Raw genomic sequence first — 15283 nt, 5'->3', positions numbered from 1 at the left:
ACATGGCACTCGCACGTGAACAGCGCGCAAAGAACCTGCGCACCGGATTGATTCTGGCGTCGGTGGTCGCGATTTTCTTCTTCGGCGTGATGATCAAGGCCAAGTTGCTGGGCGGGATCTGACGCGGGGCAACCGGCGTTCGGCGAGATGGAAAAGGATGAATATGGTTGGTATGCGGCGGCTCAATGTGCGCACCTTCAGCAAGTTGTTGCTGCTGGTCGCGGTGATGTTCGGTTTCGGCTACGCCATGGTGCCGTTCTACCGCGCGTTCTGCGATCTCGTGGGCATCAACCAACTGGGCGATCGCACGAACGAGCTGACCGCGCGCAATTCGCAAGTCGACGAGAGCCGCACGATCATTGTCGAGTTCGATGCGAATGCGCAGGGGCCGTTGCGGTTCAAACCGGCCAAGAGCAGTCTGACCGTTCACCCGGGGCAGATTGCGACGATCGAGTACGAAGTGGCGAACCAGCAACCGCATGAGGTTCGGGCGCAGGCGATTCCGAGCTATGCCCCAGCGCAGGCGGCGAGCTACTTCAAGAAGATCGAGTGTTTCTGCTTCACGCAGCAGACGCTCAGGGCCGGTGAGGCCAAGGAATTTCCGGTGGTGTTCGTGGTGGACACGAAGCTGCCAAAAGATGTGACGACGATTACGCTGTCCTACACTTTTTTCGATCTCGGCAAAGCCGACGCCAATCAGCGTGCGGATGTGTCGAACGCCCCGGCGACGGCGCCGGGTGCGCTAACGGGTGGAAGCGGAGGCAAGGGCAGCAATGGATGACCTCAAGGAGGCGACCCGTCGCAAGCTGTCGTTTGTCCAGACCGTGAAAGCGGTGTTCTGGTCGTTCTTCGGCGTGCGCAAGGGGCGTGATCACGACCGCGACATGGCGCAGCTCAACCCTGTGCATCTGATTATCGCGGGACTGATCGGGGGCATCCTGTTCGTGGTGGCGCTGGTGCTGCTGGCGAAGCTCGCCATCCGCCTCGCGACGTGATTCAGACAAAGAGAACCAAGCCTGGAGAGATAAGAATGAGTGGTCAACACCAAACGGCGCCTTATTACTTCGTACCGGCGCCATCGCGCCACCCGGTCAATTGCAGCATCGGCCTGCTGGTGGTGCTCGGCTCGGCTGCCGCGTGGGTCAACGGGCTGCCGTGGGCCCCGTGGACGGCACTGGCCGGCCTGCTGTGGGTGCTGTGGGTTTTGCGTTCATGGTTCGGCGATTCGATTGCCGAGTCGGAGGGCGGGCTTTACAGCAAGCGCATCGACGTCTCGTATCGCTGGGGGATGAGCTGGTTCATCTTCTCCGAGGTGATGTTCTTCGCCGCGTTCTTTGGCGCATTGTTCTATGCGCGCACGCTGGCGATGCCGTGGCTCGGCGATCTCGACAACAAGCTGCTCTGGCCCGACTTCACCGCTGTGTGGCCGAACGCCGGCCCGGCCGGTGTGGTCGATGCGTTCGAGACGATGGGCCCGTGGCCGATCCCGACGCTCAACACGGCACTGCTGCTGACCTCGGGCGTCACGCTCACGATTTCGCACCATGCCTTGCGTGCGAATCATCGTGGCAGCGCGATCTTCTGGCTGTTCGCCACGGTCGTGCTGGGCTTCGTGTTCCTGGGCTTCCAAGCGTATGAGTATCACCACGCCTACACCGAGCTGAACCTGAAGCTGACCTCGGGCGTGTATGGCTCGACGTTCTTCCTGCTCACGGGTTTCCACGGCTTCCACGTGATGCTGGGCGCGATCATGCTCTCTGTCATGCTGATTCGCCTGATCAAGGGCCACTTCACGCCGGAGCATCACTTCGGCTTCGAAGGCGCCGCTTGGTACTGGCACTTTGTGGACGTCGTGTGGCTGGGTCTGTACGTCGTGGTGTACTGGCTCTGATGGCCTAACGCCGTATCGAATCGCGTATCGATCGGTGTGACACGCCGCCGGATTCCGGCGGCGTTTCTGTTTGCAGCGTTCGCGAAGCGGGAATGTGGGGAATGCGGGGAATGCGTCAGGACGCCGCCGAGAATGCGGCCATATGTCGCAGCAATGCGCGCGGGGTGGGCCGGGGCGTCGACGCGAGCCGTGACGAACGTTTGCTGAACGTCACTGCGCCCGGGTTTCGATCCGCTCGAGAGGTAGACGATGGGTGCGGCGATTTGCCGCAGGGCTCGCGCGCGGGACTCAGTATCGTATGCCCGTGCTGTGAATCCAGCCCATCCAGTTGGCAAACAGGATGAGCAGAAACAGCGTCACCGACAGGCCGACGCGCACCATGAGTGAATGGACGGTGCGATTGGATCGGCCCTTGTCCCGCATCATGAAAAACAATGCGGACGCCAGACTGCCGAGAATCAAGATGAAGGCGATGGCAACGAGAATGCGCATGATCGGCTGGATGACGGGAATGCGTCATTATCGGGCAACGAGCCCCGGCTGGCACGCTGCAATGCAGTGTGCGCGAGGGCTCTCACGCGCTGCCAGACAAGGAACGTAAGTGTTGAAAACCCTTTTTCGCGGCATGCGGCCCGTGCCGGCGCTGCTGATTGTGCTGGGCGTGGCGCTGACCGCTGCGCTGGGCGTGTGGCAATACGGCCGCGCTCATCTGCGGCTGGACCGTCAGGCGCAGATCGAACAGGCTGAGCACGCGCCGGTGATCGAGCTTGAGCGTGGCCCGAACGCGCGCGCTTATGCGTTGTCCGACGTTGCCAACCGGCGTGTTCGCGTGACCGGGCATTTTCTCCAGAATCGCGTGGTGTATCTGGATAACCGTCCGCGCAACGAACTCCCGGGGTTCTACGTGGTGATGGCGTTGCAGGTCACGCCGGAGCGCGTCGTGCTGGTGAACCGTGGCTGGCTGCCGCGCGACTTGCGCGATCGCGCCGCGATCATGCCGTATCCCACACCCGCGGGCGACGTGACGATCGAGGGCCTGGCCCAACCTGATCCGTCACGCGCCTTCGAACTGGGGCATGGCGGCTCGGCGGCAGGGTTGATGATCCGGCAGAATCTCGACGCGGGCGATTACGCGCGCGAGACCGGCTTGCCGTTACAGCCGTTCGTGATCATGCAGACGAACGACACGGGCGATCATCTGCTGCGCGACTGGCCGGCACCGGCAAGTGGCGCAGATCGCAACTATGGTTATATGGCGCAGTGGTTCGGCATGTCGCTGATCCTCGCGCTGTTGGGGCTGCGTCTGGCATACAAGCGCGGCCGTCGGCTGGCAAACCCAGCGCAGAACATGAGGCGGATATGAGTGCAGATGTGACCAGCGGGCAGGCCAAATCCGCACCCACGACACCGGCGATCGACCCGGTGCAACGCCGCAAGGCGCGGCGCATGCTGGTGCTGCTGTTCGCCGTGTGCGCGGCACCGGCCGTGGCGGCTTACCTGATGTATTTCGTGTTCAAGCCGCAGGGCGGCACGTCGTCGTACGGCAAGCTGATCGAGCCGCAGCGTCCGCTGCCTGCACTGGTCGTACGCGACGACGAGACCAACGAGACCCTGCCGCTGACGTCCCTCAAGGGCAAGTGGCTGCTGATCAGCGCGGACACGGCGGCGTGCGATGAGAATTGTGTGAGCAAGCTCTTCTACATGCGGCAGATCCGCGTGTTGCAGGGCAACGAGCGTACGCGCGTGGAAACGATCTGGCTGGTGACGGACGACAACGCCGTCTCGGACAAGCTCGACACGGCCTACGAAGACACGCGCCGTTTGCGCGCCGACCCGGTGGCATTGGCCAACTGGCTGCCGACGCAAGAGGGCACCGGCCTGCGCGATCACATCTATCTGGTCGACCCGCTGGGCAATCTGATGATGGCGTTTCCGAAGAACCCCGACCCGGGCCGCATCAAGAGCGACCTCACGCGACTGCTGAAGTGGTCGGGTACGGGTTGACCGGCGCGAGGGCTGGGGCAAGGGCGGTCGCTGACCGTATGACGGAAATTCGGCTGCGAGCACGCGCCGGACATGACGAAGGATTGACGTAAAACCGATGCTTTACCTTCTGGAACTGGGCTTCATCGGCCTGTGTATCGCGGTGCTGCCGCTGGGCTGGGTGCTGCTGCGCCGCGACGCCGACAAGTACCGCAAACTGGCTTGGGTGACGACCTTTCTCACGCTGGACCTGATCATGTTCGGCGGTTTCACGCGCCTGACGGATTCGGGGCTTGGCTGTCCCGACTGGCCGGGCTGCTACGGGACGTCGTCGCCGTTTGCGGCGCATGCCGACATTCACGCGGCACAGTTGATGCTGCCGACCGGGCCGGTGACGTTCGTCAAGGCGTGGATCGAGATGATCCACCGGTATTTCGCCATGGCAGTGGGCGTGCTGATCATCGTACTGATGGTGATGGCCTGGACGAAATGGCTGAAAGCCCGCGGGCGCCGCGACGCCGCGTTGCAAGGGCGCACACCAGGACACGTGCCGGTGCAGTCGCCGTGGCTCGCCACGTGGCTGTTCGTGCTCGTGTGCGTGCAAGGCGCGTTCGGCGCCTGGACGGTCACCATGAAGCTCCAGCCGGTGATCGTTACGACGCACCTGATGCTGGCGCTCACTTTGCTGGGCTCGCTGGCGTGGCTCGCGTCGAGTCAGGTGCCTGCGTCACGTATTGCGGCGGATCCCAGTGCGTTGCGCTGGCGCTGGGCGGCGCTGATCGGGCTGGCATTGCTGGTGTTCCAGATTGCGCTGGGTGGCTGGGTGAGTACCAACTACGCCGTGCTTGCCTGTACTGACTTCCCAACGTGTCAAGGTCAGTGGGTGCCGTCGATGGACTTCCACAACGGCTTCAAGCTCTGGCGTGAGCTGGGCAAGACGGCCGGCGGGGAGGTCATTCCGATGGACGCCCTCGTCGCGATTCACTGGGCGCACCGGACGTTCGCGGTGATCGTGGTGCTTTATCTGGGCTGGCTGGCGACGCGCCTGCGACGACATGCCGCGCTACGGCGGCCCGCAACTCTGGTATTTATGCTTGTCCTCGTGCAGTTTGCGACGGGGCTGTCGAACATCGTTTTCCAGTGGCCGTTGCTGAACGCCATTGCGCACAACGGTGGGGCGGCGGTCCTGCTGCTATTGCTTGTTATGTTAAACTACCGCATTCGCGCCGCCCGGGCGGCGTCTGTTTCGGCTGATCTGAGTCCCCTGGATTCGTCTGCCGATCCCGCCCGCCAGAAGCCCCTCCCCGCAGCGGAGCCGGCTGCCGCACCACTCGCTGGCGCCCCGACTGGCTCGGCGTAGCGCATTGCCTCTGAGTGTATGAAAAGCACGACCCTTCCCCATCCGCCGTCTAGCCGTATCGCACAATACTGGGCGTTGACCAAGCCCCGTGTGACGCAGCTCGCCGTGTTCTGCGCCGTCATCGGCATGTTCCTGTCCACGCGCGGTATGGTGCCGTGGCAGGTGCTGATTGGCGGCACCATCGGTATCTGGCTGCTCGCCGGTTCCGCTTTCGCCGTGAACTGCCTGATCGAGCAACGCGTCGACGCGCTCATGCGCCGCACCGCGTGGCGTCCGTCCGCCCGGGGTGAAATCGCACCGTGGCAGATCATCGTCTTCTCGACGATTCTGGGTGCTGCCGGCATGGTGGTGCTCTACACGTACACCAACGCGCTCACGATGTGGCTCACGCTCGGCACCTTCGTCGGCTACGCCCTCATCTACACCATCATCCTGAAGCCCTCGACGCCGCAGAACATCGTGATCGGCGGTGCTGCGGGTGCGATGCCGCCGGCCCTCGGCTGGGCCGCCGTGACCGGCGCCGTGCCGGCCGATGCGTGGATTCTGGTGCTCATCATCTTCGTCTGGACGCCGCCGCACTTCTGGGCGCTTGCGCTCTATCGCCGTCAGGACTACGTGAATTCCGGCCTGCCGATGCTGCCGAATACGCACGGCGAAAAGTACACGCGTCTTCAGATTCTGCTTTATAGCGTGGTGCTGTTTGCCGTGTCGCTGCTGCCGTTTGCGCATCGCATGAGCGGTTATTTGTACCTCGCCTCGGCGGTCGTGCTCTCGGGCATCTTCCTGGGCTACGCGATCAAGTTGTGGCGCAACTATTCCGATGCGCTCTCGCGCTCGATGTTCCGCTATTCGATCGTCTACCTCTCGCTGCTGTTCGCCGCGTTGCTGATCGATCACTACGTGCAGATCTATTTGCTCGGTTAAGTGTCTGAACGGTATCCGGCCACGGCCGGGTGCGGACGATGATAGGCGCGTACGGTTTTCTCTGCCGACGCGCCTGTTGTCTTTTCAGGCCATCAATTCCATACGTTTCGGGGTCATTTCTTCATGAAGCTTGCTGTCATCTGGTTGCGCCGCGCGATGTTTCTGATGGGGCTTACCGTTTTGCTCGCCGCCTGCGGCAAGGACGGTCCGACGTTCCAGAGTCTCGATATCACCGGTAACAAGGAGTTCGCGCAGGACTTCTCGTTGCTCGACCCGCAGGGCAAAACGCGCACGCTCGCCGATTACAAGGGCAAAGCCGTGGTGATGTTCTTCGGCTACACGCATTGCCCGGATGTGTGCCCGACCACGATGGCCGAACTCAATCAGGTGATGCAGAAGCTCGGCCCGGACGCGCAGAACGTGCAGGTGCTTTTCGTGACCGTCGATCCGCAGCGAGACACGGCGGAATTGATGGGGCAGTATGTGCCGGCGTTCAACCCGGCGTTCGTGGGGCTGCGCCCGGCGGACGATGCGGCGCTCAAGCAAGTGACCAAGTCGTTCCGCGTGGTGGTCAACAAGGTGGAAGGCTCGACGCCGACCAACTACACCATCGACCATACCGCCGGCATTTATGTCTTCGACCCGAAGGGACAACTGCGTCTGTTCATGCGTCCGGACGAGCCGGTCGACGCGATGGCGCAGGATCTGAAGACGCTGTTGAGCTAAGCGCGGCGGAGATTCTGGCACGCACCGGATTTCCGATGGGTAGTGTTTCGCGGTGATTGGCAGTAAGAAAGGGCGGCCTGGAGCCGCCCTTTTTACGTCTGTCGTCGATGCTTATCCGTAGTGAGGTTACTCGGATGCTGGGTGCAGCATCTCATTGCGTCGCTGGGCATTGGCGGCAATCAATTCCCGGTGGGTATGAAAGAAGCTGTGTGAAACCGCGGTATCGCGTCGCGCTTCCAGCCAAGTTTCGAATTCCGGGGTGAGCTGGGTCGAGACGGAGCGCACCACGTCGCCTCCGTGCCACCAATAGTCGGAATCGCATTGCCAGAAGGGGGAGCGTTGGCGGCGACCGTCGATGTCGTTGGTACGTACGAGCAGGTCCAGTGCCGTACGACTGGCCCGAGACGCGGGGGCGTCGGGATCGAGACATTCGGCAGCATCGAGCAGCATTCGCGGTATGGCACCGTCGGCAGGAATGGCACCTTCCTGCGGCGCACGGCCGGGTGCGTAAAACAGCGAGACCGTCCGGCGATTGGGGTCGAATACAACCGGCACGCTGGTCGGGTGCGCGAACAACTGAAGCACCCGTAGCGACAGGATCAGCGAGGCCTCGTCCAGCCCGGCAGGGGGCGGCAGGGCGATGTGATCAAACCAGTCGCGCAGTGTCGGCGTGGCTTGAATGCGTCGCTGCAATTCGCCAGCAGGGCATTGACTCAGGCGTGCGACAAGATCGGCGGCCCCCTCGGGCGGCATGCCGGTATTGATCAGATGTTCGGCCCGTAGCGCCGCATATGGCATGTCGAGAACCAGTTTCAGGCAGGAGAGTTGCGACGGCGTGCGGTTGAGAACCGGTGTGCCGCGCTGGCTGCGTGCCACGTGGTCGAGATATTCGAAGGTGGGCGAGGCCTTGAGTCGCTGGCACACGTCGCAGCGCTCGGAAGCGGAAACAGACGCGGCAGCGGCGGAGGGTGTCGGGAGCATGGCAAACCTCATCGTTTCAGTCAGAGAGGCGCCACGGTACTGCGTGCGTGTCGCGCGGGCTTGGTCGCCGCACGCGCGGTTTCGGTCTTTGTGCCATACCAAGAAAAAACGCGCCCCGAGGGGCGCGTTCGACGTTCAGCTACCTTCCTGACTACGTCGTTCGAGATCGTCGTGCGCTTCGAACCACATCACGTTGATGATGCCGAACGCGAGCGCGAGGCCAAGGCCGAGAACCCAAGAGAAATACCACATGTCGCAGCTCCTTGATCAGTACATCGTGTGCGGGTTTTCGTTGACCTCGTCGATCGTCACGCGACCGCGAACCACGCGGTACACCCAGCCGGTGTAGGCGAGCACGATCGGCAGGAAGACAACGACGGCGATCAACATGATTTGCAGCGTGAGCTGGCTCGAACTGGCATCCCAGAGCGTCAGGCTGCTGCCCGGCGCGGTGGACGACGGCATCACGAACGGGAACATCGAGAAGCCCGCCGTGAGGATGATGCCGGCCATCATCAGCCCGGTGATCACGAACGTCCACGCGTAAGCACGGCTCGTGGCGAGCAACGCTGCCAGCAACGCGCACAAGCAAGCGACGACGGGCGCCGCGATCATCCACGGATACGTGTGGTAGTTGGTGAGCCACAGGCCGGGGCCAGTGGTGACCTGCTTCATGAGCGGGTTGGCCGGCGCGCCGGTCGAGGCCATCTGCGTGATGGCGAAGCCGTCGACGTGCGTGGCGACGAGCACCCCTGCGACGAGGAACAGCAGCAACGTACCCAGTGCCGTCATCCGCATGATGCGGCCCGCGCGCTCGGCCACCAGCGGATCGGCCTTCATGCGCAGGTGCGCCGCGCCGTGCGTGACCAGCATGAGTACGCTGACCAGACCGCACAGCAGCGCGAACGGGTTGAGTAATGCCCAGAACGAGCCGGTGTACGTGGAGCGCAGCGTGTTGTCGTACGAGAACGGCAGGCCAAGCAGTAGATTGCCGAACGCTACGCCAAACACCAGCGACGGCACCACGCTGCCGACGAACAGCGCCCAGTCCCACGACGTGCGCCAGCGTGCGCTCGGCAACTTATTTCGATAGTCGAAGCCGACCGGTCGCAGGAACAACGCAAAGAGCACGAGCAGCAGCGCCCAGTAGAGCCCCGAGAACGCGGCGGCATACACCAGCGGCCACGCGGCAAACATCGCGCCGCCTGCCGTCACGAACCAGACTTGATTGCCTTCCCAAGTGGGGGCAACGGTGTTGATGATGACGCGGCGCTCGGCGTCGGTTTTGCCAAGGAAGGGCAGCAGCGTGCCGGTGCCCATGTCGAAGCCGTCGAAGAAGGCGAAGCCGATCAGCAGCACGCCGATGAGCACCCACCAGATCAGCTTGAGTACGGTGTAATCGATCATCATGATGTGGTTTCTCCCTGACGATCAGACCGAGGCCGGACGGTCGCGGCCAATGGCCCCGCTCGCACCGTCTTCCGTCTCGAAGTGGTAGCGGCCGGTATGCAGCGACGACGGGCCGAGCTTGACGTACTTCACCATCAGGAACATCTCGATGATGAGCAACGCGGTGTAGAAAATGATGAAGCCCGCGAGGCTCAGATACAGATCGCCCGCCGAGAGCGACGACGTCGAGAGATGGGTCGGCAGAATGCCGGCGATGGTCCACGGCTGACGGCCCATTTCAGCAACGATCCAGCCGAATTCAGCGGCCAGCCAAGGCAGCGGAATGGCCCACACCGTCCATCGCAGGAACCAGGCCGAACGCGGCTTGAGCAAGCGGCGGCGCGCACACAGCCAGAACGCCCACAGGAACGTGAACAGGAACAGGAAGCCCAGGCCGACCATGATGCGGAACGACCAGAACACCGGCGCGACCGGCGGAATGGTGTCGTTCGCGGCCATGTGAATCTGCTCGGGCGTGGCATCGACCACATTCGGCGTGTACTTCTTGAGCAGCAGACCGTAGCCCAGATCGTCCTTGTACTTGTCGAACTCGGCACGCACGGCAGGCGACGTGTCGCCATTGCGCAGCTTCTCGAGCGCGGCGAAGGCGATCATGCCGCGCTTGATGTTGTCCTTGTGCTCGTCACGCAGTTGCGTGAGACCGATGACCGGCGTATCGGCCGAGCGCGTGGCAATCAGACCCATCGCCCAAGGAATCTTCACGGCGAAGTCGGTGCGTTCCTCTTTCTGGTTCGGGAACCCGAACAGCGTGAACGATGCAGGCGGCTTGGCCGTTTCCCATTCGGCTTCGATGGCGGCGAGCTTGACCTTCTGCACTTCACCCGTGGTGTAGCCCGACTCGTCGCCGAGCACGATCACCGACAGCGTCGAGGCGAGGCCGAAGCCGGCGGCGACCGCAAACGATCGCAGCGCAAACGGCACGTCGCGACGCTTGAGCAGATACCACGCCGAGATACCAAGAACGAACATGGCAGCAGTGACGTAGCCCGCAGAGAGCGTATGCACGAACTTCACCTGCGCGACCGGGTTGAAGATCACGTCCCAGATGCTGTTCAGCTCCATGCGCATGGTTTCGTAGTTGAAGTGCGCGCCGACCGGATTGTTCATCCAGCCGTTGGCCACGAGAATCCACAACGCCGAGAGGTTCGAGCCGAGGGCCACCGCGAAGGTGGTGGCCAGGTGGCCGATACGAGAGAGCTTGTTCCAGCCGAAGAAGAACAGGCCGACGAAGGTGGCTTCGAGGAAGAACGCCATCAGGCCTTCGATGGCGAGTGGCACCCCGAAGATGTCACCGACGTAGTGCGAGTAGTACGCCCAATTGGTGCCGAACTGGAATTCGAGCGTGAGACCGGTGGTCACGCCCATGGCGAAGTTGATCAGGAAGAGCTTGCCCCAGAACTGGGTCATGTCCTTGTAGATCTGCTTGCCGGTCATCACATAGACCGACTCCATGATGACAAGCAGCCACGACAGACCCAGCGTGAGCGGGACGAACAGAAAGTGATACAGCGCCGTTATGGCGAACTGCAAGCGCGAGAGGTCAACGACTTCGCTACTGATCATGGCGGACACCTTGACTTGGGGTGGGGGATGGCGTTTCTGCGGCGGGCGGCCCGATCAGGGCGCGGGCCACGACGTCCGGCGGCAAGTACATGTGCTTGGCCATCGGGGCGTCGAAGAACGCGTTTTTCAGAATGAAAAGGAGTACTACCTTGATCGCGAGAACGATCAGGATTTCGAGCATGAAACGGGAAGGGCGGGTACGCCAGCGCCTGATCAGCCAGGTGGTAAGGGCGGAATGCGACACCGCCGAAGACGTGGCCGTGGCGGGAGGCTTCGGACTGCTAGGAGAGTGGGTGTCCATCCGTGACGGCTCCTGGCGTCGAAAGTCGTGTGTTGGAAACAGCGTCGACTTCCGAGGCATTGTGCCTTATCGCTTAAAAATGTCAAACCGCGGCGGATGAGGGCGGATGACACGCAGATGACGCTGGTTCGATGCGGATCTTCTGCCATGGCGGGCAGTCGATGAGAAGCGGATTCGAGACAAGGGTCCGGCGCGTCGGGCAGCCCCCCGGGCCGTCCTTCGCACGTAGCATGGCCACGTACGAAGCGATTCTATCGGCCGGTCTGCCGGTAGACCTTGCGATGCATCAAGTCCTAAGCAATTGGTCTGCGAACTTTGCCCGGCGCCAGAAAGCAAAAAGCCCCGCGAATCATCGCGGGGCTTTGCTGTGTTCAGGCGACGCCGTGGGGCGCCGCTGTGACATCGTGTCGCACGTCCTAAAGCAGACGCGCGCCGATGTCAGCCGGGATTACGCAAACGCTTGCAGCGCACCCTTCATTTTCTTCATTGCGGCGGCCTCGATCTGGCGGATGCGCTCGGCGGAGACGCCGAATTCGTCAGCCAGTTCGTGCAGCGTGGCGCCGCCGCTGCCGTCGTCTTCCACCGACAGCCAGCGGGCTTCGATGATGCGGCGGCTGCGCGGGTCCAGACGGCCCAGCGCCGTTTGCAGACCGTCGCTTTGCAGATGGTCGCGTTCGCGGGCAGCGATCACGGCCGTCGGCTCCTGATGCGAGTCGGCAAGGTAGGCGATCGGGGCGAAGCTGGCGCTGTCGCTATCGTCGCTGTGGCCTTCGAGGGCGATATCGCCGCCGGACATGCGCGTTTCCATCTCGATGACGTCTTCGCGCTTCACATTCAGGTCGCGCGCGACCTGATCGATTTCGTCCGGCGTGAACGCTTGCAGGCCCTGCTTCTGGCTACGCAGATTGAAGAACAGCTTGCGTTGCGCCTTGGTCGTCGCGACCTTCACGGTGCGCCAGTTTTTCAGAACGTACTCGTGAATCTCGGCCTTGATCCAGTGCATGGCATACGACACGAGCCGCACGCCTTGCGTGGGGTCGAAGCGCTTCACAGCCTTCATCAGGCCGATATTGCCTTCCTGAATCAGGTCGGCATGCGGCAGCCCGTAGCCGAGGTAGTTACGCGCGATCGACACCACCAGTCGCAGGTGCGAAAGCACGAGCTGGCGGGCGGCCTCGAGATCGTCGTTGTCGCGCAGACGCTTGGCGAGCGACTGCTCTTCCTCGGCGGTCAGCAGCGGAATACGGTGAACAGCCTGAATATAGCTGTCGATGTTGCCCAGACTGCCCGGCAGCATCAATGCCGACGGGGCGATAGCAAGGGCACGAGAATTCGGCGCCGTGCCGGTGGCCGGCGTCGTCGGATGCAAAGTGGCGGCAGTACTCAAGTGGTGGACTCCTGGTTAGCCTCTGGGAAAGCATTTTAGCACTCTCTCCAGACGAGTGCTAAAGACGTTAGAACCCTTACTGGGCGGGAAGTTTCCGAGGTCTCGGGGTTTTCCAGCAGCCCCGGGGTTCCGGGAAAAGTCACTGGCGCAAACGTGACGTGGATGGTGTAAATTGCAACCCAAGTCGCGTGTGTTCAGGTGTCGGCGAGAGGGGAGGTCAGCATGGCTGGAAAGCATATCGACGCAATCCGAGAGCTCGAAGCAGCGCGGTTTTCCGCGATGGTCGAGGTCGACGTCGAAAAACTGGACTCACTTCTGGCCGAGGGCGTTCGCTACGTTCACTCGAACGGCAAATGTGAAACAAAACAGCAATTTCTGGGCGCCCTGACGTCCGGCCGCCGCCGCTACCTCGACATTCAATCGTCGGACCAGCAACTTCACCAGTTCGGCGACACCGTCGTGGTGATCGGCAAGCTCCTGGTGGAGCTGGAAACCGCCACCGGCTCGCTGGAATCGCAAATGATCTATACGGCGGTCCATGTGCGCGAGGCCGAAGCCTGGCGGCTCATCTCGTGGCAGGCAACGCGGATGGCGTCGGCGGAATAACGGCGCGGCAACCCTCTCCATGACACGCTTTGAGCGTGTACTTCAAAGCAGAAGATTGGATGTGTTTCGGGATGAAATGTTCCGGAAATGTCGGATTTTTTGCAGAAAAACCCAATATCCCCGGATTTCGAACGACGGCGATACGTTGCGCTCGAATGTTGGCCAACCGTCGCCTGTGCAGGCCGATTGACCGCCGCTCATTCAGCCGTTGACACCCAGTGCCAGCCGGATCACCTCGACCTGCCGTGCGATGGGGGCCGGAATGGTGACGTCGCCGGCCAGCACGGCCTCGATCCAGCGGGCGGTTGCCTCGGCATCAGCGGCGGGCAGGGCGGGCGGTGTGCCCGAGGCACCTTCTTCGGCGGCTTGCCACGCACGGGGTACGCCATCGGAGAAGCCGTCGATCGCGCCCTGACGGCGGGCATCGGCGACCGGTTCGCCTTCGGTGCCGCGTGCGAGCAGCACACCGGGCGCCGGGCTGTTGGCCGCGTCGGCGAACATCTCGCCGAGCGTTTCCTTGTATTCCGGGTGGGTGTAATTCACCAGCCGCAACGCCGGTCCGGCGAACGGCTGGAGCAACTTCACGACCGTGTGCCCGGAATTCCGAACGCCCAGTGCGGCGCGCATTTCCAGCAAGCGTTCGAGGCCGGGTGACAGTGCGGCAATCGGCAGATAGGCGACGCGGCGGGCGCGCAGCGCCGCTTCGGCCTCGGCACCCGATTGGCAAGCTGCGTGGCCCAGCGCGGCAAAGATGGCCTGCGTCCCCACGCGATTCGCCCCGCTATGATGCTGACCGTGGACGAGCACCGGAATGCCCTCGCGGGCGAGCAGCAGCGCCAGCAGCGGCGTGAGATTGGGTTGTTTGCGTGCGCCGTTGTAACTCGGCAGCAGCACCGGCGGCGGCGCATCGCCGGGGGCCTTGAGCGGCGTGAAGGTGGCGTGGGCGGCGTCGAGCATCGCACGCAATTCCACCGGCGTTTCGCCCTTGATGCGGTACGCAATCAACACGCCGCCAAGCTCCGCGGGTGCCACGCGATCCGCGAGAATCGCATCGAACAGCGTACGTGTCTCGTCGGCGCTCAGCGGCCGCGCGCCCTTTGCCCCTCGGGCGATGGTTTTGAGCAGCGGTGCGCAGGCAAACGGAGCAGCAGTGGTCATGACGCGTCAGAGATTCGAGGTGATGGGGAATCGGGGGCTTCGGACTGCGCTACAGCGCACATATCGGGCGCAAGCCGGGCACATTCACGGCACATTCAGGGCGCAGATAGCGGCGAAGACAGGCTTCCATCATACGCAATCAGGTGTTGCAGCGGGCGGCGCTTCAAGTACCATCTCGTGTCTGTGCGGGGCGTGGCGAGTGCCACGCAACATACGGCTACGACCTCCGCCGAACGTCCCGCCGCCTGCTTACCCGGAATATCCCGTCTTTGAGGAACGCCATGTCCACGCTGTACAGCTATTTCCGCAGTTCCGCCGCCTATCGCGTGCGGATCGCACTCAATCTGAAGGGCCTCGATTACGACACCGTGCCGGTGCATCTCGTGCGCGACGGTGGCGAACAACTCAAGCCCGCGTATCGCGCGCTCAACGTCAATGCACTGGTGCCGACATTTGTCGATGGCGACGTGAACATCCACCAGTCGCTCGCGATCATCGAGTATCTGGAAGACATTCACCCGACGCCCGCATTGCTGCCGGCCGACCCGGCGGCCCGGGCGCAGGTGCGTGCGCTGGCGCTCGATATCGCGGCAGATATCCATCCGATCGACAATTTGCGCGTGCTGCGTTACCTGAAGCACGACCTCGGCGTGACCGAAGAGCAGAAGAACGCGTGGTACGTGCACTGGGTGATCGAAGGGCTGACGGCGCTCGAAGCGCGTCTGCAAGCGCAGCCGACGCCCGGCAAGTTCACGTTCGGCGACACGCCGACGCTGGCCGATTGCTGCCTCGTGCCGCAGATCTACAACGCGAATCGTTTCAAGATCGACATGACGCCGTTCCCGCGCATTTCGGCGGTGAACGCGCATTGCCTCACGCTCGACGCCTTCCAGCGCGCCACGCCTGAAGCGCAACCCGACGCAGAGTAAGTGC

The 15283-nt window shown here is 62.8% G+C and carries 19 protein-coding genes; 11 read left to right on the top strand and 8 right to left on the bottom strand.

From position 1 onward, the window contains the following. The first annotated feature begins 2 nt into the window (after positions 1 to 2). Genes CDV44_RS28290 through CDV44_RS19955 form a run of 4 tightly spaced genes read left to right on the top strand, consistent with a single transcriptional unit; the run spans position 3 to position 1891 of the window. The gene (locus tag CDV44_RS28290; RefSeq protein ID WP_212677134.1) at positions 3 to 122 is read left to right on the top strand and encodes a cytochrome oxidase small assembly protein; all 120 of its coding nucleotides are present in this window, start codon (positions 3 to 5) and stop codon (positions 120 to 122) included. A 41-nt stretch (positions 123 to 163) separates the two neighbouring features. Continuing rightward, positions 164 to 781 (top strand): cytochrome c oxidase assembly protein, encoded by a 618-nt coding sequence (locus CDV44_RS19965; protein WP_087690761.1) that lies wholly within the window; start codon positions 164 to 166, stop codon positions 779 to 781. Beyond that, entirely contained in the window at positions 774 to 995 is a 222-nt protein-coding gene (locus CDV44_RS19960; RefSeq protein WP_058377114.1) for a DUF2970 domain-containing protein, read from the top strand. Before CDV44_RS19965 ends, CDV44_RS19960 begins: the two co-directional genes overlap by 8 nt. A gap of 35 nt (positions 996 to 1030) precedes the next feature. Next, positions 1031 to 1891: a cytochrome c oxidase subunit 3 gene (locus tag CDV44_RS19955; protein ID WP_058377115.1), complete on the top strand. Its 861-nt coding sequence runs from the start codon at positions 1031 to 1033 to the stop codon at positions 1889 to 1891. A 288-nt stretch (positions 1892 to 2179) separates the two neighbouring features. Here the strand turns inward: CDV44_RS19955 and CDV44_RS19950 are convergent, their stop codons facing one another. Further along, positions 2180 to 2383: a twin transmembrane helix small protein gene (locus CDV44_RS19950; protein WP_058377116.1), complete on the bottom strand. Its 204-nt coding sequence runs from the start codon at positions 2381 to 2383 to the stop codon at positions 2180 to 2182. Positions 2384 to 2516: 133 nt separating this feature from the next. Between CDV44_RS19950 and CDV44_RS19945 the strand changes: the two genes are divergently transcribed. From CDV44_RS19945 to CDV44_RS19925, 5 genes are all read left to right on the top strand, one after another. Then, positions 2517 to 3254: an SURF1 family protein gene (locus CDV44_RS19945; RefSeq protein ID WP_087689919.1), complete on the top strand. Its 738-nt coding sequence runs from the start codon at positions 2517 to 2519 to the stop codon at positions 3252 to 3254. After that, positions 3251 to 3895, top strand: a complete 645-nt coding sequence (locus CDV44_RS19940) for a cytochrome C oxidase subunit I (protein WP_140413412.1) — start codon at positions 3251 to 3253, stop codon at positions 3893 to 3895. The genes CDV44_RS19945 and CDV44_RS19940 overlap by 4 nt, the downstream gene beginning before the upstream one ends. 97 nt (positions 3896 to 3992) lie before the next feature. Then, the gene (locus tag CDV44_RS19935; protein WP_087689917.1) at positions 3993 to 5234 is read left to right on the top strand and encodes a heme A synthase; all 1242 of its coding nucleotides are present in this window, start codon (positions 3993 to 3995) and stop codon (positions 5232 to 5234) included. An 18-nt stretch (positions 5235 to 5252) separates the two neighbouring features. Continuing rightward, complete coding sequence (gene cyoE, locus CDV44_RS19930) at positions 5253 to 6158, top strand: heme o synthase (RefSeq protein WP_058377120.1); 906 nt, start codon at positions 5253 to 5255, stop codon at positions 6156 to 6158. Between the two features lie 123 nt (positions 6159 to 6281). Beyond that, entirely contained in the window at positions 6282 to 6884 is a 603-nt protein-coding gene (locus CDV44_RS19925) for an SCO family protein (RefSeq protein WP_058380052.1), read from the top strand. A gap of 126 nt (positions 6885 to 7010) precedes the next feature. Here CDV44_RS19925 and CDV44_RS19920 read toward each other — a convergent pair whose 3' ends face one another. The 6 genes from CDV44_RS19920 to rpoH form a co-directional block, all read right to left on the bottom strand. Continuing rightward, the gene (locus CDV44_RS19920) at positions 7011 to 7865 is read right to left on the bottom strand and encodes a hypothetical protein (protein WP_141118772.1); all 855 of its coding nucleotides are present in this window, start codon (positions 7863 to 7865) and stop codon (positions 7011 to 7013) included. A gap of 135 nt (positions 7866 to 8000) precedes the next feature. Continuing rightward, positions 8001 to 8117: a cytochrome bd-I oxidase subunit CydX gene (cydX, locus tag CDV44_RS19915; protein ID WP_064675025.1), complete on the bottom strand. Its 117-nt coding sequence runs from the start codon at positions 8115 to 8117 to the stop codon at positions 8001 to 8003. A 15-nt stretch (positions 8118 to 8132) separates the two neighbouring features. Further along, positions 8133 to 9269: a cytochrome d ubiquinol oxidase subunit II gene (cydB, locus tag CDV44_RS19910; protein WP_058380053.1), complete on the bottom strand. Its 1137-nt coding sequence runs from the start codon at positions 9267 to 9269 to the stop codon at positions 8133 to 8135. 27 nt (positions 9270 to 9296) lie between these two features. Next, positions 9297 to 10898: a cytochrome ubiquinol oxidase subunit I gene (locus tag CDV44_RS19905; RefSeq protein ID WP_087689913.1), complete on the bottom strand. Its 1602-nt coding sequence runs from the start codon at positions 10896 to 10898 to the stop codon at positions 9297 to 9299. Then, positions 10888 to 11199 carry a cytochrome oxidase putative small subunit CydP gene (cydP, locus tag CDV44_RS27860; RefSeq protein ID WP_140413410.1) on the bottom strand — a complete coding sequence of 104 codons (312 nt, stop codon included), beginning with the start codon at positions 11197 to 11199 and terminating at the stop codon, positions 10888 to 10890. Before cydP ends, CDV44_RS19905 begins: the two co-directional genes overlap by 11 nt. A gap of 448 nt (positions 11200 to 11647) precedes the next feature. Continuing rightward, a complete protein-coding gene (gene rpoH, locus CDV44_RS19895) occupies positions 11648 to 12586 on the bottom strand; it encodes an RNA polymerase sigma factor RpoH (RefSeq protein ID WP_058377123.1) in 939 nt (312 codons plus the stop codon). Between the two features lie 222 nt (positions 12587 to 12808). Between rpoH and CDV44_RS19890 the strand changes: the two genes are divergently transcribed. Continuing rightward, positions 12809 to 13192 carry a nuclear transport factor 2 family protein gene (locus CDV44_RS19890; protein WP_058377124.1) on the top strand — a complete coding sequence of 128 codons (384 nt, stop codon included), beginning with the start codon at positions 12809 to 12811 and terminating at the stop codon, positions 13190 to 13192. A gap of 201 nt (positions 13193 to 13393) precedes the next feature. On the opposite strand, the gene ybiB is transcribed toward CDV44_RS19890, so the two are convergent. Next, positions 13394 to 14350 carry a DNA-binding protein YbiB gene (gene ybiB, locus CDV44_RS19885; protein ID WP_087689911.1) on the bottom strand — a complete coding sequence of 319 codons (957 nt, stop codon included), beginning with the start codon at positions 14348 to 14350 and terminating at the stop codon, positions 13394 to 13396. 281 nt (positions 14351 to 14631) lie between these two features. Between ybiB and maiA the strand changes: the two genes are divergently transcribed. Next, a complete protein-coding gene (gene maiA / locus CDV44_RS19880) occupies positions 14632 to 15279 on the top strand; it encodes a maleylacetoacetate isomerase (RefSeq protein ID WP_087689909.1) in 648 nt (215 codons plus the stop codon). Positions 15280 to 15283: the final 4 nt, after the last annotated feature.

Origin of the sequence: Pandoraea sp. PE-S2R-1, assembly GCF_002179865.1 — a bacterium.
Lineage (GTDB): Bacteria > Pseudomonadota > Gammaproteobacteria > Burkholderiales > Burkholderiaceae > Pandoraea.
Note: the sequence above shows the minus strand (reverse complement) of the source record. Positions and strands in the feature narration are given on the sequence as shown.